The 23,027-nt window shown below is 53.4% G+C and carries 20 protein-coding genes and 1 riboswitch; of the genes, 14 read left to right on the plus strand and 6 right to left on the minus strand.

Features of this window, described 5'->3' with window-relative positions; all coding sequences use genetic code 11:
- The first annotated feature begins 67 nt into the window (after positions 1 to 67).
- Complete coding sequence (locus tag MKX70_RS03685; RefSeq protein WP_052415919.1) at positions 68 to 382, plus strand: helix-turn-helix domain-containing protein; 315 nt, start codon at positions 68 to 70, stop codon at positions 380 to 382.
- Positions 383 to 387: 5 nt separating this feature from the next.
- Complete coding sequence (locus tag MKX70_RS03690; RefSeq protein WP_081956614.1) at positions 388 to 1,320, plus strand: IS3 family transposase; 933 nt, start codon at positions 388 to 390, stop codon at positions 1,318 to 1,320.
- Between the two features lie 522 nt (positions 1,321 to 1,842).
- Here the strand turns inward: MKX70_RS03690 and MKX70_RS03695 are convergent.
- The 3 genes from MKX70_RS03695 to MKX70_RS03705 all read right to left on the minus strand — a co-directional run bounded on the left by MKX70_RS03695 (position 1,843) and on the right by MKX70_RS03705 (position 5,362).
- Complete coding sequence (locus MKX70_RS03695; protein WP_340839563.1) at positions 1,843 to 4,296, minus strand: heavy metal translocating P-type ATPase; 2,454 nt, start codon at positions 4,294 to 4,296, stop codon at positions 1,843 to 1,845.
- 120 nt (positions 4,297 to 4,416) lie between these two features.
- The gene (locus tag MKX70_RS03700) at positions 4,417 to 4,617 is read right to left on the minus strand and encodes a copper ion binding protein (RefSeq protein WP_039299488.1); all 201 of its coding nucleotides are present in this window, start codon (positions 4,615 to 4,617) and stop codon (positions 4,417 to 4,419) included.
- A 355-nt stretch (positions 4,618 to 4,972) separates the two neighbouring features.
- Positions 4,973 to 5,362, minus strand: coding sequence for a metal-sensitive transcriptional regulator (locus MKX70_RS03705; protein WP_445323640.1), 390 nt, complete (start codon positions 5,360 to 5,362; stop codon positions 4,973 to 4,975).
- A 166-nt stretch (positions 5,363 to 5,528) separates the two neighbouring features.
- On the opposite strand from MKX70_RS03705, the gene MKX70_RS03710 reads away from it, so the two are divergent.
- The 9 genes from MKX70_RS03710 (at position 5,529) to MKX70_RS03750 (ending at position 14,181) form a co-directional block, all read left to right on the plus strand.
- A complete protein-coding gene (locus tag MKX70_RS03710; protein WP_340841620.1) occupies positions 5,529 to 7,346 on the plus strand; it encodes a bifunctional diguanylate cyclase/phosphohydrolase in 1,818 nt (605 codons plus the stop codon).
- Positions 7,347 to 7,547: 201 nt separating this feature from the next.
- Positions 7,548 to 9,074 (plus strand): MDR family MFS transporter, encoded by a 1,527-nt coding sequence (locus MKX70_RS03715; RefSeq protein WP_042232022.1) that lies wholly within the window; start codon positions 7,548 to 7,550, stop codon positions 9,072 to 9,074.
- Between the two features lie 5 nt (positions 9,075 to 9,079).
- Positions 9,080 to 9,640, plus strand: a complete 561-nt coding sequence (locus tag MKX70_RS03720) for a PadR family transcriptional regulator (protein ID WP_042232020.1) — start codon at positions 9,080 to 9,082, stop codon at positions 9,638 to 9,640.
- 236 nt (positions 9,641 to 9,876) lie between these two features.
- Positions 9,877 to 10,095, plus strand: a complete 219-nt coding sequence (locus tag MKX70_RS03725) for a hypothetical protein (RefSeq protein WP_039299476.1) — start codon at positions 9,877 to 9,879, stop codon at positions 10,093 to 10,095.
- Between the two features lie 335 nt (positions 10,096 to 10,430).
- Positions 10,431 to 11,717, plus strand: a complete 1,287-nt coding sequence (locus MKX70_RS03730) for a hypothetical protein (protein ID WP_042232017.1) — start codon at positions 10,431 to 10,433, stop codon at positions 11,715 to 11,717.
- Position 11,718: 1 nt separating this feature from the next.
- A complete protein-coding gene (sipW, locus tag MKX70_RS03735; RefSeq protein ID WP_340839564.1) occupies positions 11,719 to 12,315 on the plus strand; it encodes a signal peptidase I SipW in 597 nt (198 codons plus the stop codon).
- Positions 12,316 to 12,415: 100 nt separating this feature from the next.
- On the plus strand, positions 12,416 to 13,012 hold the full coding sequence (locus MKX70_RS03740) for a TasA family protein (protein ID WP_042232011.1): 597 nt from the start codon (positions 12,416 to 12,418) through the stop codon (positions 13,010 to 13,012).
- A gap of 69 nt (positions 13,013 to 13,081) precedes the next feature.
- Positions 13,082 to 13,672 carry a TasA family protein gene (locus MKX70_RS03745; RefSeq protein ID WP_042232010.1) on the plus strand — a complete coding sequence of 197 codons (591 nt, stop codon included), beginning with the start codon at positions 13,082 to 13,084 and terminating at the stop codon, positions 13,670 to 13,672.
- A gap of 176 nt (positions 13,673 to 13,848) precedes the next feature.
- Entirely contained in the window at positions 13,849 to 14,181 is a 333-nt protein-coding gene (locus MKX70_RS03750) for a helix-turn-helix domain-containing protein (RefSeq protein ID WP_042241375.1), read from the plus strand.
- Between the two features lie 149 nt (positions 14,182 to 14,330).
- Here the strand turns inward: MKX70_RS03750 and MKX70_RS03755 are convergent, their stop codons facing one another.
- Positions 14,331 to 14,480 carry an anti-repressor SinI family protein gene (locus MKX70_RS03755; protein WP_081956347.1) on the minus strand — a complete coding sequence of 50 codons (150 nt, stop codon included), beginning with the start codon at positions 14,478 to 14,480 and terminating at the stop codon, positions 14,331 to 14,333.
- Between the two features lie 28 nt (positions 14,481 to 14,508).
- Positions 14,509 to 14,593, minus strand: a riboswitch (cyclic di-GMP riboswitch).
- 515 nt (positions 14,594 to 15,108) lie between these two features.
- Here MKX70_RS03755 and MKX70_RS03760 point away from each other — a divergent pair.
- Both MKX70_RS03760 and odhB read left to right on the plus strand, forming a co-directional pair.
- Positions 15,109 to 17,976, plus strand: a complete 2,868-nt coding sequence (locus MKX70_RS03760; RefSeq protein ID WP_340839565.1) for a 2-oxoglutarate dehydrogenase E1 component — start codon at positions 15,109 to 15,111, stop codon at positions 17,974 to 17,976.
- A gap of 58 nt (positions 17,977 to 18,034) precedes the next feature.
- Positions 18,035 to 19,408 carry a 2-oxoglutarate dehydrogenase complex dihydrolipoyllysine-residue succinyltransferase gene (gene odhB / locus MKX70_RS03765; RefSeq protein WP_340839566.1) on the plus strand — a complete coding sequence of 458 codons (1,374 nt, stop codon included), beginning with the start codon at positions 18,035 to 18,037 and terminating at the stop codon, positions 19,406 to 19,408.
- Positions 19,409 to 19,544: 136 nt separating this feature from the next.
- On the opposite strand, the gene MKX70_RS03770 is transcribed toward odhB, so the two are convergent.
- Entirely contained in the window at positions 19,545 to 19,802 is a 258-nt protein-coding gene (locus MKX70_RS03770; RefSeq protein ID WP_042232002.1) for an RNA polymerase sigma factor, read from the minus strand.
- 320 nt (positions 19,803 to 20,122) lie between these two features.
- Here MKX70_RS03770 and MKX70_RS03775 point away from each other — a divergent pair, with 320 nt between their 5' ends.
- Positions 20,123 to 20,701, plus strand: a complete 579-nt coding sequence (locus tag MKX70_RS03775) for a nucleotidyltransferase family protein (protein ID WP_340781210.1) — start codon at positions 20,123 to 20,125, stop codon at positions 20,699 to 20,701.
- A gap of 140 nt (positions 20,702 to 20,841) precedes the next feature.
- Here the strand turns inward: MKX70_RS03775 and MKX70_RS03780 are convergent, their stop codons facing one another.
- Positions 20,842 to 22,362, minus strand: a complete 1,521-nt coding sequence (locus tag MKX70_RS03780; RefSeq protein ID WP_340781211.1) for a methyl-accepting chemotaxis protein — start codon at positions 22,360 to 22,362, stop codon at positions 20,842 to 20,844.
- Positions 22,363 to 23,027: the final 665 nt, after the last annotated feature.

Consider the following 23,027-nt stretch of genomic DNA (forward strand, 5'->3'; position numbering starts at 1 on the left):
CCCCCTAAAGAAGTTGGAGTCCTCCCCCACAAAAATGTAGACTAGATACAGGAGGAGGATGAACGGAATGGGACACTTAACAGGAACAAGAGAGAAGGCAGCGCAAGAGGTGTTGTCTGGCATTAAGGCGGCGGTGGTTGCCCGAAAGTATGGGGTGACTCCATCAACGGTGAATCAGTGGGTGAGGGATTACCGGGAAGCCCATGGGGAGCAAGATCATCCGTATCCCCAGGACCAGGTGGAGGAACGGAAGCGCCTGCTGGACGTCGAGCAGAAATATGAGAAGGCCGTCAAGATGCTCGGTGAAAAGGAGTTAGAGATTGAGATTCTGCGTGAACTGCTAAAAAAGCCAACCCCTGCTTATCCGAAAAAATCGAGGTAGCCGATATGTTCATTAAGCAGGGGAATACCGCAGCCTTGGTGCTCCGTCTCGTGGGGCTAGCAGAGTCTACGTACTACGACCGTAAGAAACGCAAGAAGCAGGAGGCGCAGGCCGTCCCCCAGGGGCGTGGAAGACCCCTACCCGGCTACTCCCTGACCGAGTCGGGAGAGAAGATTAGCGACGAGCAGATCCAGGAAATGCTCCTGGAACTGGTCGCTGGAGAAGAGCACGTGTACGGGTACAAACTGCTGGCCAAGTGCTTGTGGAACCAGCACGGGCTGAGGCTCAACCACAAGAAAAGCTACCGGCTGTGTCAGGCGCTGGAGATCCTGCAGCCCCAGCGTCAGAAGCGCTTTAAGCATCCCCGGAAGCTGCCGGAGAACCGAGTCATTACCGGAGCGGGCCAGCTCTGGCAGATGGACATTAAATACGGGTATGTGGCGGGCCGGGACCGGCATTTCTTCGTCCTGAGCATTATCGATGTGTTTACCCGGGTTATCGTCGGGTATCACCGAGGATCGTCGTGTGAGGCCAAGCACGCCTGCCAGACGCTGGGACGCGCCATGGAGCAACACTGCGCCCCTGGCAGCGCGCGCCCGGTGATCCGCACCGACAACGGCCCCCAGTTCATCAGCCATCTGTTTGGCGACATGTGTGAAAGCTGGGAGATGACCCATGAACGCATTCCGCCTCGAACGCCGGATTTAAATGCTTTTATTGAATCGTTCCACAGCAATATCGATCGGGATTTGTTCCGCAAAGAGGCCTTCGACACGTTCGAAGAGGCCTATGAAGCCGTGGACCGGTACATGGACTTTTACAATAACCGCAGAATGCATACGAGTCTTCGCAACATGCCGCCAGCTACCTTTGCGGAGTGGGTGCTGACCCTAGAAGACCAGTCCTGCTTCTTCTGGCCGAGAGAAAAAGCGAAATAAAGAGCAAGGCTACGACAAGTACCGATTTTATACGGAGGACTCCGGGATAAGGGGGTCGCACCGCTAATGCCCCTCATTTCCTCCTTTGGCACATTTCCGGCGGAATTAAGGGCACTAATGCCCCTCATTTCCTCCTTTGGCACATTTTAGGTAGAATCAAGGGCACTAATGCCCCTCATTTCCTCCTTTGGAACATTTTCGGCGGAATCAAGGGCACTAATGCCCCTCATTTCCTCATTTGGCACATTTTAGGTAGAATCAAGGGCACTAATGCCCCTCATTTCCTCCTTTGGCACATTTTCGGTGTAATTAAGGGCACTAATGCCCCTCATTTCCTCCTTTGGCACATTTTCGGCGGAATCAAGGGCACTAATGCCCCTCATTTCCTCCCTTGTTCCGCTTTCGGCGGCAATACAAAGAACCGCCGGCATTAATGCTCCGGCGGTTCTTTGGTTATCGGCGCTCAGCCGGTTATCGGCACTCAAGTCCGGATCGCTCCGTCTGCAGCAGAAGCAGTGAACATTACAGCTTGACCCGCTGCAGCCGCAGCGCGTTCAGCACAACGGATACAGAGCTGAAGGCCATTGCTGCACCGGCCAGCCACGGAGCCAGGAAGCCCAGGGCGGCAATCGGTATGCCGATCGTATTGTAGGCAAGCGCCCAGAACAAATTCTGCTTGATATTGCGCATCGTCTTGCGGCTCATCAGAATGGCATCGGGAATGCTCAGCAGATCTCCGCGCATGAGCGTAATATCCGCCGCCTCCATCGCCACATCCGTGCCGGTGCCGATGGCCATACCGGTGTCTGCCGTTGCCAGTGCCGGCGCATCGTTGATGCCGTCGCCAACCATGGCAACTTTGACTCCGCCGCTCTGCAGCCTGCGGATCTCAGCTGCCTTGCCCTCCGGCAGCACCTCTGCCAGCACCGTGCGGATACCGGCCTGCTCAGCAATGGCCTGGGCCGTAATCTTGTTATCCCCTGTGATCATAACAACCTCGATGCCCATCTCGTGCAGTCTGGATACCGCCGCGCGCGAGGTTTCCTTAATTGTATCCGCCACCGCTACGACACCGGCAATCTCCCCGTCAACAGCTACCAGCATCGCTGTTTTGCCTTCATGCTCAAGCCGGGTCATGATTGCTGTCCACGGCCCGATATCAAGGCCGCTCTCCTCCATCATCCGCCGTGTGCCCACGCTTACCTTCTGGCCGGCCACTACGGCAGATACGCCGCGGCCCGGCACAGCCTCGAACTGCCCGGCAGGTGGAAGCTCAATGCTTCTGCTCTTCGCGCCCGCAACAATGGCATCCGCCAGCGGATGCTCTGAGAGCTTCTCCGCTGCCGCTGTAATCGACAGCAGCCGGTTCTCGGCAAGCACCTTGCCCTGGGCTACAATGCCGGTACTGGTTACAATGTCGGTCAGCACCGGCTTGCCGTTGGTCACGGTTCCGGTCTTATCCACTACAACAACCTTAATGCCCTGTGCAGCTTCCAGATGCTCCCCGCCCTTGAACAGGATGCCGAACTCGGCTGCCCGGCCGGACCCCGCCATTATGGAAGTGGGTGTCGCCAGTCCCAGTGCACACGGGCAGGCGATCACGAGCACCGCGATGGCTTTCTCCAGCGCATCCGCGAACTGCCCGGGTGCGCCCCAGATATACCAGATTACAAAGGTTACAGCTGCAATCCCGACGACAATCGGTACAAAGATCCCGGAAATCACATCGGCGATCCGCTGAATCGGTGCCTTCGAGCCCTGCGCCTCTTCTACCACTCGAATAATCTGCGCCAGCGCCGTATCCCGGCCGACCTTGCGGGCTTTGATCCGCAGCATGCCGTTCTTGTTCAGAGTGGCTCCTATAACCGAGTCACCCGGCTTCTTCTCCACCGGCATACTCTCGCCAGTCAGCATGGATTCATCGACGGAGGACAGCCCCTCGACCACTTCACCGTCTACAGGCACCTTGGTTCCCGGCTTCACCAGCACGAGATCTCCGATAACGACATCCTCCACAGGAATGCTCAACTCAACCCCGTCACGCAGCACCAGCGCGGTCTTGGCCTGCAGCCCCATCAGGCTGCGTATCGCGTCTGAAGAACGCCCCTTGGCCAATGCCTCGAACCATTTGCCTACAAGAATCAGCGTAATCAGAATTGCGCTCGTCTCGTAATACATATCCACGGTATGGTTCATCCCGCTCATCTTCAGAGAATCAATCGTCAGATACAAGCTGTAGAAATAGGCTGCCGAAGTGCCCAGCACCACCAGCACATCCATATTGGCACTGCCGTTCTTCAGCGCTTTGTAGGCACTGACATAGAACTGCCAGCCGATCAGGAACTGCACGGGAGTCGCCAGCACGAGCTGGAACCAGGGATTCATCAGCAGCTCCGGTGTCCAGATCCAGGCAGTGAAAGAGAAATGGCCCGCCATGGCCCAGAGCAGCGGCAGTGACAATATAGCAGAGATTATCCACTTGTTCCGTTTGTGCGTGATTTCCTCTCCGCGCTGGCTGGCGATATCCTTGCGGTCCTGCTTCAGCGCTGCCTTGTAGCCGATGCTGCTCACCTTATCCATAATCTCAGCTGTACTGATATTCCCCGGCGAATATTCCACATGTGCTGTCTCCAGCGCCAGATTCACATTCACTGCGGCAATCCCGGGCATCCGTCCCAGCACCTTCTCAATTCTGGCCGAGCATGCCGCACAGGTCATGCCCGTAATATCGAAATCCGCCGATTCCTTCAGCGTATCATAGCCAAGCGAACGGATCTTCTCCTCAATCTGCGGCACGCCTGCGACCTTAGGATCAAATCCCACCGTTGCCTGCTCCAGCGCCAGATTGACATTCGCCCGGGATACCCCCTCCATGCGGGACAATCCCTTCTCGATCCGCGCTGCACAAGCGGAGCAGGTCATCCCGGTAATCTGCAGCGTAGCCTGCTGCTGCACCGGTTCTGCACTCTTTTCCATGATTCACGCACCTCCTCATACCCCCAAGGGGTATATTTATCTTTAAAAGAAAAGGCATTGGCGCCCGGCCCTATTGCTCTAGGGTTCCCGGCTCCAAGCCCTTACATTACAATCCTTCACTTAAACTACGTCGTAGCCCTGATCCTCGATAGCTGCCTTGATTGCATCCAGGCTTACTGTGTTCTCGTCAAATTCAACCGCTACCGTCTTTGCCGGAAGATCTACCTTCGCCGCAGCCCCAACGCCGCTCACAGCTTTCTCTACAGCACTTACACAATGACCACAAGACATTCCTTCTACATTCAATGTTACGTTCGACATTTGATTACCCTCCTATTGATTTGAATAGCATACGCCTCCTGATCAGCCTCGAAAGCATATGCTTAATTTGGTTAGCATCCGCTTAATTGCCAGCGAATGCTTGGTTTGACGGCTCCCCGCATTGCCTGCAGAGTTTGATCTTGAGAAAAAATAATCCCAGATGAAAGTAACGGAGGGGAATTTTGAAACTGTAGGAGCGCCAGCGACCGCCTTTGTCCACGGATTTCTACCGCAAATAGCGGTTTAACTCAAAGAAATCCGGGGACAACAGCGGCCGAAAGTTCAAACATTCACCGCAGTTACGACCTCCATCAATAATTAGGACTTCTCCATTCAAACTCCCCAGGCCCAATCTCTATTTCATCAGCTTATTCACCGTAATCAGCAGCTCATCGATAACCTCATGCTCGCCGGCTTCGATCCGCTCGATAATGCAGCTCTTCATATGGCCTTCAAGCAGAAGCTTGCCGACACTGTTCAGTGCCGCCTGCACCGCCGCCAGCTGATTAAGCACATCATCACAGTAGGTATCCCGTTCAATCATACCTTTGACGCCGCGGATCTGTCCCTCAATCCGGTTAAGCCGGGTGGTCAGTCCACTCTTGAATTCCGGGGAATGATGGCTCTTGCGGACACCGGATGCAGAAGAATGGCAATCCTCGCCGCAGTCATGCCCGGCATGCTCCTTCTCATTTGTTGACACAGGAATCAGCCTCCTCAAGTACCAATATAATATACCCCCCATGGGTATGTCAAGGCTTCATCGCAGCTTTCCCCATTTGTCCTGTAACCCATGCCGATTTGTCATGATTTAGCAGGAGATTCTTGGTAGAAACGCGAATCTCCTAGAATAAAACATTTACAACTACGCGAATGGAGGAGGAGCAGTGCTCAAATCAATCATCAGCCAGATGCATCGCCGCAGGAGCTATTTGTACTCCTTTATCATATGCCTCGCAGGGCTGGGCTTGTTTATTTTTCAAACGGGACCGCAAATTCTTCAACTCTCCACATCCGATTGGGGCTGGGTTACCGCCATGTCAGGCGCGGCCGTCCTCCTTACCGTCTTCACCTTCCAGTTGCCTCCGCAGGGGAACGGGCTGTCACTGGATTCTTCCATCTATCTGGCCTGTATCTTTATCTTCGGCGTCCCGTCCGCCCTTCTGGTTCTCCTGCTCAGCTCCATCGTACTGCTATTCATCGAATGGGGAAGCACTCCACTCTGGAAGCATCTCAATAATTTCGCCGTGTACTGTATCATGATCACTTCCGCAGCCCTTATCTTCTCGTGGTTCGGGGGCCGGCAGGGGCCGCTTCTCAGCAGCCATCTGGCAGCATACATCGGCGCCATGGCTGTTTATTTCATCCTGAACCTGCTGCTTGTCGGTTTCTTCTACTACATAATTTTCCATGAGAATCTCTACAATACACTCAAAGCAATGCTGACAGACGCCATACTGGCCTATCTGTGCACGCTGGTGCTCTCCCTGGTGCTGACCGTTCTGCTTTTTTACAACGGAATTACCGGCCTGGCCTTATTCCTGGGCCTCAGTGTATTGATCTCCTATTCCTTCAAACGGCTGTTCAGCATGTACCGTGACATTGAAGAACGGGCCAACCGCGATCAGCGTACCGGTCTGTTTAACCACAGCTATTTTGAAGCGGCGCTTGAAGAAGAAATGCGCAGATCGCAGACGGGCGGCAGCGCACTCTCCCTGGCCATGATTGATATTGATGATTTCAAGAAATACAACGATCACTTTGGCCATCTTAAGGGGGACGGGCTGATTGTTTTTCTGGCTGAACTGCTGAAGAAGGAAACCGGGTCCACCGATATTATTGTCTCCAGATATGGCGGTGAAGAATTCACCCTGCTTATGCCGGGCTACGATACCGTGACGGCCAAGCAATTCATCGAAAAGCTGCGCAAAACGCTCAACAATTCTATCTTTGAAGGCAGCGAGATCTTCCCGCAAGGCTGTCTAGCTTTCTCCGCAGGCGTAGCCGGATACCGGCCCGATGTCCACTTCAAGTCAGAGCTGGTCGATCATGCCGATCAGGCGCTGTACTATGCCAAAAAACAAGGCAAGAACATGGTCCATGTCTACGGCAACCAGTCTCTCTTGGAGCGTGACATAGATTTCAGCCAGGATGTGCGCGATATTGAACAGCAGCTTAATCTTTTTATGTACAAGGATCTGGAGACCTTCAAGCATTCCAAACGCGTATTCCGCTATGCCATGGACATCAGTGAGCTGCCGGAACTGGACAATCTTACCAAACGGCAGTTCACGCTCGGCGCACTGATCCACGATATCGGCAAGCTGGAGATTCCCTGGGGCATACTTAACAAGAAGGATAAGCTCGCTCCGGAGGAATGGGAGATGGTCAAATGGCATGTCACCTGGGGCAAAGAGATGGCGCTTACCAACGATAAATACAAGGATCTCGCCCCTTATATCGAGTTGCATCACGAACGGTATGACGGCAAAGGGTATCCGTACGGCTTCAAAGGAGAAGAGATTCCCCGGCTATGCCGGATGCTGACCATTATCGACTCGTTCGATGCCATGACCACGGAGCGTCCGTACCAGCCGACCAAATCGTTCGCGGAAGCTATTGTGGAGCTGCGGGCCTGCGCGGGAAGCCAGTTTGACCCGGAGCTGACTGAGCTGTTCATCGGATATATTGAGGCCCGGGAGCTGTGTTCAAGCGATGAGGCCATGTAGGAAGAAACCTGCGGCCCCGCTGCGGGTAAAAGTCCGCCTGTGAGGGAACACCATAGATAGAAGTCCTGCCGTTCTTGTCGTACAAGGGCGGCTTATTTGCGTCCACAGCATTACTAAATTTTGAAAAAAGGATTGCCACCCTATTCAAATTTGAATATAATGAGATTTGCCATTGAATAATGAACGTAAAGGAGTCTGTAAATGCATACTAAAGAAAGCAATCTTAAGCTCGTCGTTGCCGGCCTGCTGCTCGGTATCCTGATGTCTGCCATGGATAATACGATTGTGGCCTCAGCTATGGGCACCATCGTCTCCGATCTCGGGGGACTTGATAAAATCGTCTGGGTAACCTCTGCTTATATGGTCATGGTTATGGCCGGAACCCCCATCTTCGGCAAATTGTCCGATATGTACGGGCGCAAGCGCTTCTTCATCTTCGGACTCATCGTGTTCCTGATCGGCTCCGCCCTGTGCGGAACGGCGGCCAGCATCACACAGCTCAGTATCTACCGGGCGATCCAAGGGATTGGCGGCGGTGCGCTGATGCCGATCGCCTTCACGATTGTATTTGATATTTTCCCGCCGCAAAAAAGAGGCAAGCTCACCGGATTATTCGGTGCTGTCTTCGGGATCTCGAGCGTAATCGGCCCTCTGCTGGGCGCTTATATCACTGATTACGTCGGCTGGAACTGGATTTTCTATATTAATGTGCCGATTGGTATCGTCTCCTTCTTCCTGATTATGACGTCCTACAAGGAATCCGTCTCCCATGCGAAACAGCGGATTGACTGGGGCGGCGCCTTCACATTGGTGGCAGGAATTATCTGCCTGATGTTCGCGCTTGAGCTTGGCGGCAACCAGTATGCCTGGGATTCAGCAACGATTCTCGGACTGTTCGCCGGCTTCACCGTATTCCTGATTGCCTTCATCTTCATTGAGCAGAATGCGGCAGAGCCGGTCATCTCGTTCAACATGTTCCGGGGGCGCCTGTTTGCCACCAGCAGTCTGCTCGGCTTGTTCTACGGCTCGGCGTTTATCGTAGCTACGGTATACATTCCGATCTATGTCCAGGGGGTATACGGCGGCTCCGCCACCAACTCCGGACTGATCCTGATGCCGATGATGATTGGTACGGTAATCGGCAGCCAGTCCGGCGGTCTGCTCACCACCAAGACGAGCTTCCGCAACATCATGCTGCTGTCCGCAGTGTGTTTCGTTGCCGGGATCTTCTCACTCAGCACATTGACACCGGATACTTCCCGTCTGCTGCTGAATGCGTTCATGGCGCTGACCGGCTTCGGGGTAGGGTTCTCCTTCTCCGTACTCAGCATGTCATCCATTCACCATTTCGATATGCGCCAGCGCGGCTCAGCTACCTCCACCAGCACCTTCCTGCGCTCGCTCGGGATGACGCTGGGGATTACCATCTTCGGTATTATCCAGCGCAACAGCTTCACTTCGGAGCTTAGTACGGCCTTCGGAGACGGCGGCCAGGCCTCTTCCTTCGGAGATCCGCGTTCTGCGCTGACCCCTGAGGCCCGTGCACAGATTCCGGCACCGGTGCTGGAGAAGATCACAAATTCACTGTCTACCTCGATCGCACATACCTTCATGTGGGCTATCGTGCCAGCGGTGCTTGCCGTTGTCTTTGTTCTGCTGATGCCTAGAGACCGCCTGAGCATTCAGCCTAAGGAATCCCAACCTGCTCCAGCTTCCGGGCAGAGGTAAGCATCATGTCCATGAAGCTGCTGATTCTGGGGCTGCTGCTGGAACGGGATATGCATCCTTATGAAATTACACTCGTCATGAAGGAACGCACGATGGACCAGATCATTAAGCTGCAGATGGGCTCCTTGTATTATGCTGTCGACAAGCTGGCAGAGGGCGGGCATATTGAAGCTGTAGAGGTCATCCACAGCGCAGACCGGCCGGATAAAACGATCTACCGGATTACGGATAAAGGCAAGGAATTAATGGAACAGCTCATTCTGCAGCAGATCAAGAAGAACGATCCCCTGTATCATCCGCTGTACATGGCCTTGGCACTCTCGCGCTATATTGACCAGGAGAAGGTAGAGAAGCTGCTGGAGGAACGCATCCGCGAAGCGGAGCACCAGGTTAACTTCGCCTACCAGGTATACGAGGAGCATATCTCCGTTGTGCCCCGCTCGGCGCTGCATCTGATGTACGGCCGGTATGAGCATAGCCTGACAGAGCTGAAATGGCTGAAGCGGCTCTATGAGGATGTGGCCGCCCGCAGGCTGAGTGACAAAGGCAGCCCGATCATTCCGTAATAAATATAGAATTTCAGGAGGATTGTTCCGCCGCCGTTACAGGCAGCCGGGGCAGTCCTCCTTTTCATTTCCAAAGCCTGTTCACACCGGAACCTGCGGTTTATTACAAGTCCCTGTGTTTAATAAGCCCGTATTGTGTTTATTAGGGAGCAAACTGCCGGCAAGGCTCAGGAGGATTCTCTAGCACATTCCCCATCCTTGCCCTGCAAATATTCCGAAAGGGAAGTGAACTTAAGATGAGCCATAGTGACGACAAGAAGCCGATAAGAGACGAACGTGACCATCCCGAGCAATACCCCACGGACAAGCCAAGCTTATTCGACCTTGACGAAAGCGAACAGAATGTAGATCCGATTCCGGTTGAGGATCTGACCCTCGAGAAGCAGGAGGAGAAGGATAAGGAAGGCACGAAACACCGCTCCTCCAGTGACAAAAAATACCATACCGGATTCTAAAAGTTATAGCTTATAGCTGTACGTCAGCTCACGCGGAGAGAAGCTTCCTTAAGGAGCGGACTTCACTACAAATGGAAAGGTTATGCCATCCGTATTTGTTATGCGGATAGCATAACCTTTTTTCGTTCTCAATAAAGAACATTCGTGAAAAACAGCGATAAGTCAAGTAAACTAAAGATAATTAGATGTATTCGTGCTTTATTGCGAACAATTCGCTGAAATTGACATTTTTCTTTTCATGGGTCCGCAGTGTATGATTTCATTACGAAAACGTTCTTAATAAAGAACGAATATAACGAATATTAATCAGTAAGCCATGAGAGGGGGGCCTACCTTTGTACCCCAGATCCGCCAAACGGCGTAAACGGAAATACACGAAACTCGGTCTTCGGATCCTGCAATCCGGTATGGCTGTATCTGTCCTTATAATGTATACATCCAATCAGATTGGCAGTACTTACGGAGAGTACAACACTTCGCAGGAACAGATCACCTCTATCGGGCTCTGCTCCGTATTCCCGGGTCAGATTGAACAGCTGCTGTCAGAGTTCAGCGGACATGTCCGAACAATTATCGAACTGAAATCCTCTCTTGGCAGCCACATTCCGAGCGGAAACTATACCACTCCCCCGATCTCTGAAGAACTGTCAGCGGAGGAACTGGATCAGGTCTCCAGTGAGATCTCAGAACAAATCCGGCTGGCAAGCGATACAGTTAACGCACTGGATACACAGCTGAGCTTCAATGCAGGTATCTGGCAGCAAATTCTGCAGGAAATTGGCAGTGCAGCAGCCATTCTGCATCAACTCGGAGGATATATGGTAAATCTCGAACCTAATTGCCTGGAAATCCGTGACGCCCAGTTCTTCGAACAGCTACAGGAAGGTCTCCATCAAAGCGGGGTGCTGTCGGAATCCCTGACGGATACATTAACGGGCATTGTGCATTATCTGAATACGATTCATGATTTAGGCGGCTCGCTGCCGACCGGTAATCCTGACCGGGTACTTCTCCGGCAAGAAAGCTTCGGCTTCCCTGCCGAGGAACCGATTTTCTCATTCATGGCCAGAGCCTACAATGCAGACCCCAATGTATCATCCGCCTTACAGTCAAGCTACGATCAGTTAAGTGCAGAATTAACAGCCTCCAGAGACAACCTATCGTCCACAATCACCACGCTGCAGGAACAGCAGGTACACATTGCTGAAGCGAAGGCGGCGCTGGAGGAGAAAGCCAAGGCTGAAGAAGCGGAACGGCTCGCGCTGGAGAAGCAAAAGCAGGAAGAAGCCGAAGCTCTGAAACTGGAGCAGGAAGACACTAAGAATAATCCGCCCGCAACCAGCATTCCTGGAGAAGATAAGACCATCGAAGAACCTGCTATAGAAGCTCCTGAGGGTGAAAAGCCGGCTCCTGCACCCTCACCGGATGCAGAGGTTACTGCTCCGCCTGCCACACCGGCACCGGAATCCCCTCTTCCGGAGGCGACTCCAGCGGCAGAACCAACTGCGGAGCTCCCGGATAGCGGTACAGATACCGCGCAGCCAACAGCTACAGCTACAGCTACAGCTATACCTACAGCTACACCTGCTCCACAATCTGATATCAGCAAAGGCGGGGAATAATATGCGCATCAAAAAGATAATCAGCACCACATTGTCCACACTGATATTTATGATTTTCCTGGTGCTGGTAACAGCAGTAGTCATCTCTAAAGCTTCCGGAGGCGAACCTTCCTTCTTTGGCTATCAGATCAAGACGGTGTTATCCGGTTCCATGGAGCCGGGCATCCAGACCGGATCTATTGTAGCGATTAAGCCGGGCGGGGATATGACCCGTTTTCAAAAAGGCGATGTGATTACATTCATGAATCCCGATAACCTCCTGATTACACACCGTGTGGTCGATGCTTCAATAAACAGTGCCATAGGCGAGGCCAGCTATACCACCAAAGGGGACAATAACGATGCAGCCGATACCTCAGCGGTCAGCTCGACAAATGTGGTAGGCCAATATACCGGCGTCACCGTCCCTTATGTAGGATATGCCATGAATTTCGCAGTCTCCAAAGCCGGAAGTGTAATGCTGATGATTATCCCCGGGCTGCTCCTGCTGCTCTACGCACTGTATTCCTCCTGGAAAGCCGTTGCGGCACTGGAGAAGAAGAATGCAGGGCCAGCGGTGACCGGCGGAACGGATACCCTTCCAGACATTGTGCAATAAACTTGATTGTCCTCTCCCGTTTACGAAACGCGGAGCAACAATAAATTTTCCCGGAAGACAGGCAAAGACAAAAAAAGAACGATGAGAAAGGGATGAACAAATGAACGTTAAAAAAACATTAGGTCTCGGCGTTGTATCGGCAGCACTCGGATTAACCCTGGTCGGCGGAGGAACCTTCGCTTACTTCAGCAGCACTTCCACCACTGCAGCTTCTTTTAACAACGGAACTTTATTACTGAATTCGGACCCCTCCGTTATTGTCAATCTCACCAATCTTAAGCCGGGAGATACAATCAAAAGAGACTTTAAATTGAAAAATGACGGGACCCTCAATATTCCCAAAGTTGTTCTGCGCACCTCATCTGTCATTACAGATGCCCTGGGGGATAACAGCTCCCATAATCTCAAAGACGATATTATTGTAACCTTCCTTATTAACAAGGATAAAGTAACTTCGCCTGTCCTGGTTATTTCACTGGCCGACCTTGAGCAGCAAAGTCCGGATCTTGTAGCTAAGGGAATTCTCGGCGGAATCTTTGGTGTAGAGAATGGGGGCATCAAGGCAGGCACCTCAGATAAGCTGAGCGTACAGTTTGCCTTCAAGGAAACCTTCCAGCCGCAAAACTACTATCAAGGCGATACGCTGGCCCTTACCCTGAACTTCGATGCCAATCAGGAAAAAGGCGCCCTCAAATAATCTGCCCTGTCACGCATTCCTGTTCTCTGATCTTTAAAAAACATAATATACTCGAGGAGGAAATTAATTATGGGTATCAAAAAAACATTGGGTCTTGGCGTAGCATCGGCAGCACTGGGATTGTCTTTAATCGGAGGGGGCACCTTCGCTTACTTCAGCTCCACAGCAACCAGCACGGCAACCTTCGCGGCAGGTACGCTGAAGCTCGGCTCTTCCTTCAATACACCTGTTGCCCTGACCAATCTGAAACCGGGTGATTACACCGTACGCACGTTCACCTTGTCCAATGACGGCACTCTGGATATCAAGCTCCTCACGTTGGCTACCAGCTACACCGTAACTGATGCGAAGGGAGATAATGCCGGCCAGGATCTTGGAGATCACTTCAAAATCAAACTTCTCGACAGTTCTTACACCAGCGGGCCGCTTACCGGCCATGTGCTGTCCGAAATCTCCTTGAAGGATCTGAAGAACACATCCAGCTATGATCTCGTAACGGCGGGTGTACTGCCGGGAGGCATCGCCGCTACCCAAACCAAAACCTTCAAGATTGCTTTCGAATTCGTTGACAATACACAGGATCAGAATATCTTCCAGGGTGACGGCTTGGCGCTGAACTGGACATTCAATGCTACGCAAGGTTTGGGAGAAGCCAAATAAGGCTATTAAACTATATACACAAAACGGCATATCCTCCCTCATCCGGGCTGGATATGCCGTTTTGTCTCTCCACTGCCGCCAGCTTCCGTCAGGAACAATGATTTTTGTCGGTTTTGCGAATTTTTGTTATACTGATAACAAAAAGTACGGAGGGCGTTGTAATCGTGTCAGATAACATGGGAAGCCGCATCCATAGGCTCCGTCTGGAGAAGGGTTATTCTTTATCCGAGCTTGCGGATAAGGCTGACGTGGCGAAATCATACTTAAGTAATGTTGAGCGGAATATCCAATCCAACCCCTCCATTCAATTTATCGAAAAAATCGCCGATGCACTTCAAGTATCCATTCACGTATTACTGTATGGCGGAGTTGCAGAAACTGCAGAACCGGTTCTTGATGGAGAATGGTTCAGGCTGGTACAGGATGCGATGGCCTCTGGTATAAGCAAACGTGAATTCAAGGAGTTTCTTGATTATCAGAAATGGCGGCTGGAGCAGAAGGATAACTGAAATACCCCCACAAAGTGAGGCAGCAGCTTCGATGATTACTCAGGTACTTTGATGGGACCCCGAAACAACATGTAAATTCCAACAGAAGAGGGCACAGCGTGTACACCGCTGTGCCCTCTTCTGTATGTATCCGTACAATGCTGAATGCCCTACATCGCCTGGAGTGCTTTTTCACTAAAAAAACGCCGAATCTCGTCCGCCTGGATGCCAGCCTGCTTAGCAGACATTAGCAAATGCACCCATTCTAAATCCAGATCAACTGCCTGCAGTTCGTCATTCCCCTGGTTGGACTTATCCAAGAAATCTCCTCCTAGAATTTTCGCGTCCCCAGGCAGTCCGGCCATCATAGTATTTCTACTTTAGATCCGAGACTTTGTGCCCCTGTCTTTCGGCAGGTTTACCCTTTACTGGACCCTTTACATGAAAGGATCTGAAAGAATCGATGAAACCGTTCTCCGCAATAACATTATACAAGATCTTACATGAAAAGTGTGTCGTTTTCTGGGATTTTTTTATGTTAAATCGTGAGGACCCTTAGCTAAAATTGCCAATGGCTTGTATAAATAATTCCAATTCATCTTCAATCGGTCCAAATTAGTTTAAATATACTAAATAGATTTAATCCTATAACACAATATAGAAGTAATTACCCATTTCTATGATATACAACCACCTAAATCCTTAATTTTTTTATTAACTCCAAAGATATTTTGTTCCTCCGGCCTCACCCGGATAATTTATGATTGTTCTGTATGAATTCCCTGCTGAATCATACCGTTTTGCGAACGGATTGCACGAAAGTATGAATTGATTACCCTGCCGGAAAGTAGCACAATAAGATGAGAATGAAACCGCAAACATCGCAGCTCCGCTAAGCGGTGTTCCTATATACCGCATGTGGAGTTTATCCGTTAGGAGGACCTACTCATGGCCATCAAAGAGCCCTATAACGAATCTGTCTGGAGCAAGTATTACGGTCCCAATCTGGGCTACATTCAGGAGAAATACGAGCAGTTTGTCAAGGACCCTTCTTCCGTAGAGCATCATTACCGCGATCTGTTCACAGTATCCGGCCCGCCTCCCCTGGCTCCGGATGCCGTCAAGACGCCTCCCCCCGCCATCTCGGGAGATACGGAGTGGCTCAAGAAAGCTGTTAAAGCTTCCAAGCTAATGGCTAACATTCGAATATACGGCCATATGGCTGCCGATATCGATCCGCTGGAGCGGAGCACCAACCCGATGGCGAAATGGCTGGAGATCGAGACCTATGAGCTGACGCGCGAAGATCTGAATGCCCTGCCGGCTTCGCTGATCTGGGAGAATGCCCCTGAGGGCGTGCATACCGCTATGGATGCCGTTCACAGAATGCGCCAGGCCTACACACAGACCATCGCCTATGAATTCGGGCATGTGCATGACGAGCGTGAGCTGCGCTGGCTCAACAGCCAGGCGGAATCCACGACGTCGCCTGCTCCACTGAACCATGCGGAACGCAAAGAGCTGCTGAAACGCCTGATTCAGGTAGAACAGTTCGAGACCTTCCTGCACAAGACCTTCGTCGGCCAGAAGCGCTTCAGCCTGGAAGGCAATGATGCGCTCGTACCTATGCTGGATGAAATTGTCCGCGCTGCCGCACATGACGGCGCTGAGCATATCCTGATGGGTATGGCCCACCGCGGAAGACTTAATGTGCTGGCCCACATTCTGGGCAAACCTTATGATATTATTTTCTCGGAATTCCATCATTCGCCGAACAAGGAGCTCTTCCCGTCCGAAGGCTCTATGGGTGTCACCTATGGCTGGAGCGGTGATGTGAAATACCATCTAGGCGCCGACCGCGCCGTCCGTGAAGGCGAAACCGTGCGTACCCGCATCACGCTTGCCAACAACCCGAGCCATCTCGAGTTCGTGAATCCGGTCGTTGAAGGCTTCACGCGTGCAGCCCAGGAGGAACGGGGGACCCCCGGCCTGCCTAAGCTGAATACGGACAAAGCCATGGCCGTGCTTATGCATGGCGATGCCGCCTTCCCTGGTGAAGGTATTGTTGCGGAAACACTTAATATCGGCAAATTGCAAGGTTATCAGAATGGCGGCACTGTGCATATTATCGTCAATAACCGGATCGGCTTCACCACCGAAAGTGAAGATTCCCGCTCCACGCATTACGCCAGTGATCTGGCGAAGGGCTATGAGATCCCGGTAGTGCATGTCAATGCCGATGACCCCGAAGCCTGTATTGCTGCGGTCCGTATGGCCAGCGCTTACCGCCATTTGTTCAAGAAGGATTTCCTGATTGATCTGATCGGGTACCGCCGCCACGGCCATAATGAGATGGATGATCCGGAAACCACCCAGCCGATGGTATATGGCAAGGTTCGCAACCACCCTACCGTCTACCGCGTTTATGCGGAACGCCTGCAGCGCGAGAAGGTCGTTACAGCCGATGAGGTGAAGAGCATGATTGCCGAGGCCGAGAATGTGCTGCAGCAGGCCTTCGAGCAGATGAAGGAAGGGAAACAGAAGAACGCCGAGTCCAAGACTTCGGTCGTCCTGGATACGGGAACACCGGTGCACCGCCCTACAGCGGTTCCGCTGGCCAGTCTCCAGGAGATTAACCGTGAGCTGCTGAGCGTACCGGCCGGCTTCACGGTCTATCCGAAGCTGGAGCGGATTCTGCAGCGGCGCAAGGATGCGCTGAATGACGGCGAGCGGGTAGACTGGGCGCTGGCTGAAACCCTGGCCTTCGCTACCATTCTGAAGGATGGCACGCCGATCCGCCTCAGCGGACAGGATTCACAGCGCGGCACCTTCGCTCACCGCCACCTTGTCCTGCATGACAGTGAGAGCGGGGAGCTCTTCTCCCCTCTTCACCAGCTTAAGGATTCCCGCGCCTCCTTCGGCGTCTACAACAGCCCGCTGTCAGAAGCCTCTGTACTCGGCTATGAATACGGCTATAATGTGTTCGCGCCGGAGACCTTCGTGCTCTGGGAAGCGCAATACGGTGATTTCTCCAATGCCGCCCAAGTCATTATTGACCAGTTCATCTCCGCCGGACGCGCCAAGTGGACACAGCGCAGCAATCTTGCGATTCTGCTGCCGCATGGATATGAAGGCCAGGGACCGGAACATTCCAGCGGCAGGCTGGAACGTTATCTGCAGCTCTCCGCTGAAGAGAACTGGACCGTAGCGAACCTGACCTGCGCGGCCCAGTATTTCCATCTGCTGCGCCGTCAGGCTGCACTCTGCGGACAGCCCGATGCCCGGCCGCTGGTAATCATGGCACCGAAGAGCCTGATCCGCAATCCGCGCAGCACCTCGGCCGGTGCTGATCTCGCCTCCGGCAGCTTCCAGCCCGTGCTTCCGGAACCGCTGCTCGGCAGCAAGCCTGAAGAGGTCAAGCGCCTGGTGGTATGCAGCGGTAAGGTCGCCATCGACCTGCAGACTGAGCTGGAAGCCGCCCGCGGACAGGACTTCTCCTGGCTGCATATTCTCCGCCTGGAGCAGCTGTATCCGTTCCCTGAACGTGAGCTTGGCGCACATCTCAGTTCGTTCCGTTCCCTGCAGGAAATCGTCTGGGTGCAGGAGGAGCCGAAGAATATGGGCGGCTGGAGCTACGCTGAATCCCGGCTGCGCGCCATTGCCCCGCAGAATGTTACCGTCCAGTATATCGGCCGTCCGGAGCGCTCCAGCCCGGCCAGCGGTTATGCGGATGTGCACAGCTTCGAGCAGCGGCGCATTGTTAGAGAAGCCCTGAAACTTAACGCTCAAGTACAAGCACCTGTACCGTCTTCCTGACAGCAGCAAGGCGGTCTCTCAATAACGTAAACTACTATATTTGGGGAGGTAACGGCCTGTGTCCGAAATTAAAGTACCCGATTTGGGCGAATCCATTTCCGAAGGAACGATCTACAAATGGCTGGTTAAAGAGGGCGACACTGTCGGCCAGGGCGATGTGCTCGCGGAGCTTGAGACCGACAAGGTCAACCTGGAGATCAGTGCGGAGGAGGATGGTGTCATCTCCTCCATCCTGCGCCAGGCGGGCGAGAACGTTGCCGTTGGCGAAGCTATCGGCATTATCGGCAGCGCCGACGGTGCGGCAGTAGCCGGCGGCGGCAAGCCGGAAGCGGCAAGCGTAGCGACGGGCAGCAGCGCCTCTGACGGCGGCAAGCCGGAAGCGGCAAACGCAGCGGCGGGCAGCAGCGCCTCTGACGGCGGTAAGCCGGAAGCGGCAAACGCAGCGGCGGGCAGCAGCGCCTCTGACGGCGGTAAGCCGGAAGCGGCAAGCGCAGCGGCGGGCTCTGCGGCCCTGGCTTCGCCGGGGGCGCGCAAGCTGGCCCGGGAGCGGGGCATCGACCTCGGCGAGGTCAGTGCCCGCGACCCCATCGGCCGGATCGGCCAGGCCGATGTGAACGGCCATGGCGCAGCTGTGCCGGAGGCCGCTGCGCCTGCAGCTCCGGCGGCGGCACGGCCGGAGCCGGTGAAGCCGCCCGCGCCGGCGGGCAAGGCGCCCCGCGCGGAGGACGGCAAAGCGACCGAGCGCAAGCGCATGTCGCGCAGACGGCTGACGATTGCCAGCCGCCTGGTCGAAGCGCAGCAGACGGCAGCGATGCTGACCACCTTCAACGAGGTGGACATGACCGCTATTCTCGACATCCGCAAACGCCGCAAGGATGCCTTCAAAGAGAAGCATGAGGTTGGACTCGGCTTCATGTCCTTCTTCACCAAAGCCGTGATCGGCGCACTCAAGGCTTATCCGCTGCTGAATGCCGAGATCGACGGTGAGGATCTCCTGCTGAAGAAATACTATGACATCGGCATCGCCGTAGCTGCCAAAGAAGGTCTGGTCGTGCCGGTCGTCCGCGATGCCGACCGGCTTAGCTTCCCGGAAATCGAGCGCAAGATTGGCGAGCTCGCCTCCAAAGCGCGCGCCAACACGCTCAGTCTGCCGGAGCTGCAGGGCGGTACCTTCACAATCACCAACGGTGGTGTATTCGGTTCTCTGCTGTCTACGCCGATCCTCAATACGCCGCAGGTCGGCATCCTCGGCATGCATAAGATCCAGCTTCGTCCGATCGCCTTGGATGAAGAGCGCACAGCCAACCGTCCGATGATGTATGTCGCCTTATCGTACGATCACCGGATTGTAGACGGTTCAGAGGCGGTAGGCTTCCTTGTCAAGGTCAAGGAATTACTGGAAGATCCAGAAGCGCTGCTGCTGGAGGGCTAAGCCCTACCTGCGGCGGCATCCTTCATTCCTCATACGTGTGAACACCAAAGGCATCCGGAGAGCGTATTCGCTCTCCGGATGCCTTTTTGGATTTCATTTTGACTGCCCTTTAATACCTAAATTGAATTCAAGCTATTCACTTAAGCTGCTGCCTGCTCAACGATGAATATTTGGACTTCCGGCTGCTGTTCAAGCAAGAGTTGCCCGATTCATCCTTTGCACATGGAGTGCTTATTAAAATCCTGCACTGCACCTCATCCTCGGCATCCTGCCTGTTCCCCAGCATCCGGCAGCAATACCGGTAAACCGGCTGCTGAAAAGCATCAACAATGAACGCAAAGGATTCCTGCTCCCCATGTTGAACCCGGATAATGACCGCCTCTACCTGCCGCATATCCGGCACATTCTCCTGTGACGTTGCCCTCACCTCCTAGATTGTATATCTCTATAACACCTGACTTCTGCAAAAAGTGCCTGCCGGCACAATTTTATTCGAGTAAAAATGGTTTTGCGGGCTTCATCCTATGTAGTCTTACAATCCAATATAATATAACTTTAGCAGATTTACCGAAGGCTGATTTATTGCACCCGACCTCACTTTACCCCACCTAACCCGGCTAGCCCACCTCAAGCAAAATCAAATACACTTCCCACTCCGTCCGGGCTATAATGGATTATTGTCTTCATTTCAGCAGAGAAAGAAGAGATTATACAATGATAATAACCAGTGAAGCAGACATTCTCCAGCGGGTGATGGAAGATGCCTGGATGATGGATATTCTGAAGGCTGCCGGAACTTTGCAATTGCCGGACTGGTGGGTCTGCGCCGGATTTGTGCGGTCCAAGATCTGGGATGTGCAGCATGGTTTTACGGAGAGAACGCCCCTCGCCGATATTGATGTGATCTATTATGACCCCGGCGACCAGCGGGAGGAAGTCGAGAAATCCTGGGAAACCCAGCTGAAGAGCCGTTATCCCGGAATTCCCTGGTCAGTCAAGAATCAGGCCAGGATGCATACCGTCAATAACCTGCCGCCCTATCACTCGTCCACAGACGGCATGTCCAAATTCCCCGAGACGTCAACGGCGCTTGGACTCTCCCTGGACGGGAACGGGGAAGTCATTCTGGCCGCACCTCATGGAATTTCGGATGTCATTCAGCTGGTATTGCGGCCCTCGCCTTACTTCGCCGCCCATCCGCATCTGCTGCCTATTTATGAGAAGCGGATTGCAAGCAAGAACTGGCAGGGCATCTGGAGCGGGCTGCGCAGCCTCCCGGCTGACGGTACCTAGTCCGGGCCGAGACCTCGTACAACCAGCAAAGAGCAACAGGTGCTCCCTGACCAGGGCAGCCTGCTGCTCTTTGTTATAAGACAATGTTATCTGCTTCATATAATTATTCTTCCTCTGCTATCCAGCTGAAATACTCTAGTTTACACCGCCAGATCTATCCCCACCACGCCTACAATCTCTCCGCGGCCATCCTTAATCGCTCTGGAGAGCGTAATGCAGGAACGTTTGGTAATCGCCGAAACATACGGCTGCGAGACGTACTGGCCTTCATTCATGGCCCCGTTCCACCAGTCACGGCGTTTAGCATTCAGAAGTCCTGCCGCAGGCTCGGAGTAAATGAACGTGCCGTCCGTCCGGTTGGACCAGATCGCCTGCACATCCGGAGCCTTACGGATACAGGAAGCAAGGATGCTGCTATGGCTATCCGCATCCGGTGAATACAGCTCCCGCTTAGCTGAGAGCTCCTCCAGCAATACCTGCATTTCCTGCAGCCGTCCCTCGTATCCGTTCATCTCAATCACCCCGCGCACCGCAATTGCATTCACTGATTGCTGCAGGGATTGCGACTCTATGAGCAGGCTGGCGCTGATATTATTCAGCTGTCCAATCTGGGACCGCTGCCGGGTGACCTGCTCCAGCGTCAGGTCCACACCTGCGATGGTCTCGTTGACAATACCCACCGCACCGCTGAGTTCGGCTGTCACCTCATCAATCAGCCTGCTCTGCCGCGCAGCCGCAGCGACTGATTCAGCTACCGCCGTTCCCACCTCTTCTATTCTGTCCGAGATATCGCCGAGACGCCGCTTCACGGTTGCTACTTCATGCACACCGTGCTCAACTGCAGACTGCTCTTTCGTAACCGACTCCAGCACCTGCTGCACTCCGTTATTGATATCGAGCAGCACCTCCGTGGAGCGGTCTACCGAACTCCGGCTCTGGTCGGCTAACTGCCTGATCCGGCTGGCCACTACCGCGAAGCCCCGCCCCTGTTCACCCGCCCGCGCAGCTTCAATAGAAGCATTGAGCGCAAGCAGCGAGGTTTCATTAACAATGCTGACAATCAGCGAGTTTATCTCCTCCACCATAGCAATATGGCCGCTAAGAGTCGTGAATTTATTCAGCATGTCCCCGCTTTGCTCCTGCAGCTCCTCCATGACCTCATCTGTATTCTTCAGCGAATCCACCATTTCAGCCATTCCTGAGCGGGTCGCCTGCATGGTCGCCCCCAGCTTCACGGTCAGCTCCTCTATATGCTCCGTAACCGCCGCTACTCCGCCCATGGTGGCAAAAGCACCCTCAATATTGGCCTTAGCCTCGTTACTGCGCGTCTGCAAATCCACTTCGTATGCATGTGAATAGTCTGCCGTCTGCTGCAGCCCTTCCGTATGGCGGCTAATTTCCTCCAGAGCCCCATGCAGCCGGTCTGAGGTGACAACAATCTCATTGCCGAGCAGCTCCACCTTACCCCGGGATTCCGCCAGCTGCCGGTCCTTTAGGACTCCGCCGTGATAGCTGTCCAGCGCAAGTCCGCCGAGTGCCGCCATTAGCAGCAGATAGATAACCTTATGTATCCAGTACATATCAACCCACAAGCAGTACATTCCTATAAGCAGCAGCAAAACAACGGCTAGAACGGCCTTCCACCGGCGAATCCCCATCATCAACGCTCACTCCACTCCATCATGTTATGTATTCTAACATTATATCAGCAGAGTCAAATTAAGGAAACCACTTCTATACCCATCACCCACTAACGGCGTGTATAAAGAACAAACGGGATGCGGCGTGGGCCAGGGCGTTGAACACGTGGCATGGACGCCAGGGCGTTGAACACGTGGCGTGGACGCCGCATGGAATTCCGCAGTAGGTATCCGTTCCACTCCACTCCGCCCGCACCTGCCACAACAAGTGGATAAACGTATCTTAATTTGCCCGTTTCTTACGAATGAACGAAAGCAAGTGGATTAACAGCACCTATTTATGTTAGTTTTCGCTACTTTGGCTGAATTCGGATAATTTAAGTGTTCTTTATCCAACTATTGGTTTTACAGCACCTTTTCGCTCATCAGCAAGTGGAGGAAATCCATCTATTTCTGCTCCCCCTATCTTTCAGGCGGACTAGCTCCAACTTTTTCCACTCCCGCATATCCTCCAGACTCGACAAACCGATAAAACAATTGAAAACGAGGAGCATTGGCTACGGGTGGGTGGGTGGGTGGGTGGGTGGGTGGGTGGGTGGGTGGGTGGGTGGGTGGGTGGGTGGGTGGGTGGGTGGGTGGGTGGGTGGGTGGGTGGGGCGGCTAGGGAAGCCAGGGAAGGTTCAGAA

Origin of the sequence: Paenibacillus sp. FSL R7-0312, assembly GCF_038004445.1 — a bacterium.
In the GTDB taxonomy this organism is placed as follows: domain Bacteria; phylum Bacillota; class Bacilli; order Paenibacillales; family Paenibacillaceae; genus Paenibacillus_AQ.

Bases quoted from the DNA above. Each gene is read 5' to 3' on its own strand.
- MKX70_RS03685 (WP_052415919.1), top strand. From the start codon at position 68: ATGGGACACTTAACAGGAACAAGAGAGAAGGCAGCGCAAGAGGTGTTG.
- MKX70_RS03690 (WP_081956614.1), top strand. From the start codon at position 388: ATGTTCATTAAGCAGGGGAATACCGCAGCCTTGGTGCTCCGTCTCGTG.
- MKX70_RS03695 (WP_340839563.1), bottom strand. From the start codon at position 4,296: ATGGAAAAGAGTGCAGAACCGGTGCAGCAGCAGGCTACGCTGCAGATT.
- MKX70_RS03700 (WP_039299488.1), bottom strand. From the start codon at position 4,617: ATGTCGAACGTAACATTGAATGTAGAAGGAATGTCTTGTGGTCATTGT.
- MKX70_RS03705 (WP_445323640.1), bottom strand. From the start codon at position 5,362: ATGGGGGGTATATTATATTGGTACTTGAGGAGGCTGATTCCTGTGTCA.
- MKX70_RS03710 (WP_340841620.1), top strand. From the start codon at position 5,529: ATGCATCGCCGCAGGAGCTATTTGTACTCCTTTATCATATGCCTCGCA.
- MKX70_RS03715 (WP_042232022.1), top strand. From the start codon at position 7,548: ATGCATACTAAAGAAAGCAATCTTAAGCTCGTCGTTGCCGGCCTGCTG.
- MKX70_RS03720 (WP_042232020.1), top strand. From the start codon at position 9,080: ATGTCCATGAAGCTGCTGATTCTGGGGCTGCTGCTGGAACGGGATATG.
- MKX70_RS03725 (WP_039299476.1), top strand. From the start codon at position 9,877: ATGAGCCATAGTGACGACAAGAAGCCGATAAGAGACGAACGTGACCAT.
- sipW (WP_340839564.1), top strand. From the start codon at position 11,719: ATGCGCATCAAAAAGATAATCAGCACCACATTGTCCACACTGATATTT.
- MKX70_RS03740 (WP_042232011.1), top strand. From the start codon at position 12,416: ATGAACGTTAAAAAAACATTAGGTCTCGGCGTTGTATCGGCAGCACTC.
- MKX70_RS03745 (WP_042232010.1), top strand. From the start codon at position 13,082: ATGGGTATCAAAAAAACATTGGGTCTTGGCGTAGCATCGGCAGCACTG.
- MKX70_RS03750 (WP_042241375.1), top strand. From the start codon at position 13,849: ATGGGAAGCCGCATCCATAGGCTCCGTCTGGAGAAGGGTTATTCTTTA.
- MKX70_RS03760 (WP_340839565.1), top strand. From the start codon at position 15,109: ATGGCCATCAAAGAGCCCTATAACGAATCTGTCTGGAGCAAGTATTAC.
- MKX70_RS03770 (WP_042232002.1), bottom strand. From the start codon at position 19,802: ATGCGGCAGGTAGAGGCGGTCATTATCCGGGTTCAACATGGGGAGCAG.
- MKX70_RS03775 (WP_340781210.1), top strand. From the start codon at position 20,123: ATGATAATAACCAGTGAAGCAGACATTCTCCAGCGGGTGATGGAAGAT.
- MKX70_RS03780 (WP_340781211.1), bottom strand. From the start codon at position 22,362: ATGATGGGGATTCGCCGGTGGAAGGCCGTTCTAGCCGTTGTTTTGCTG.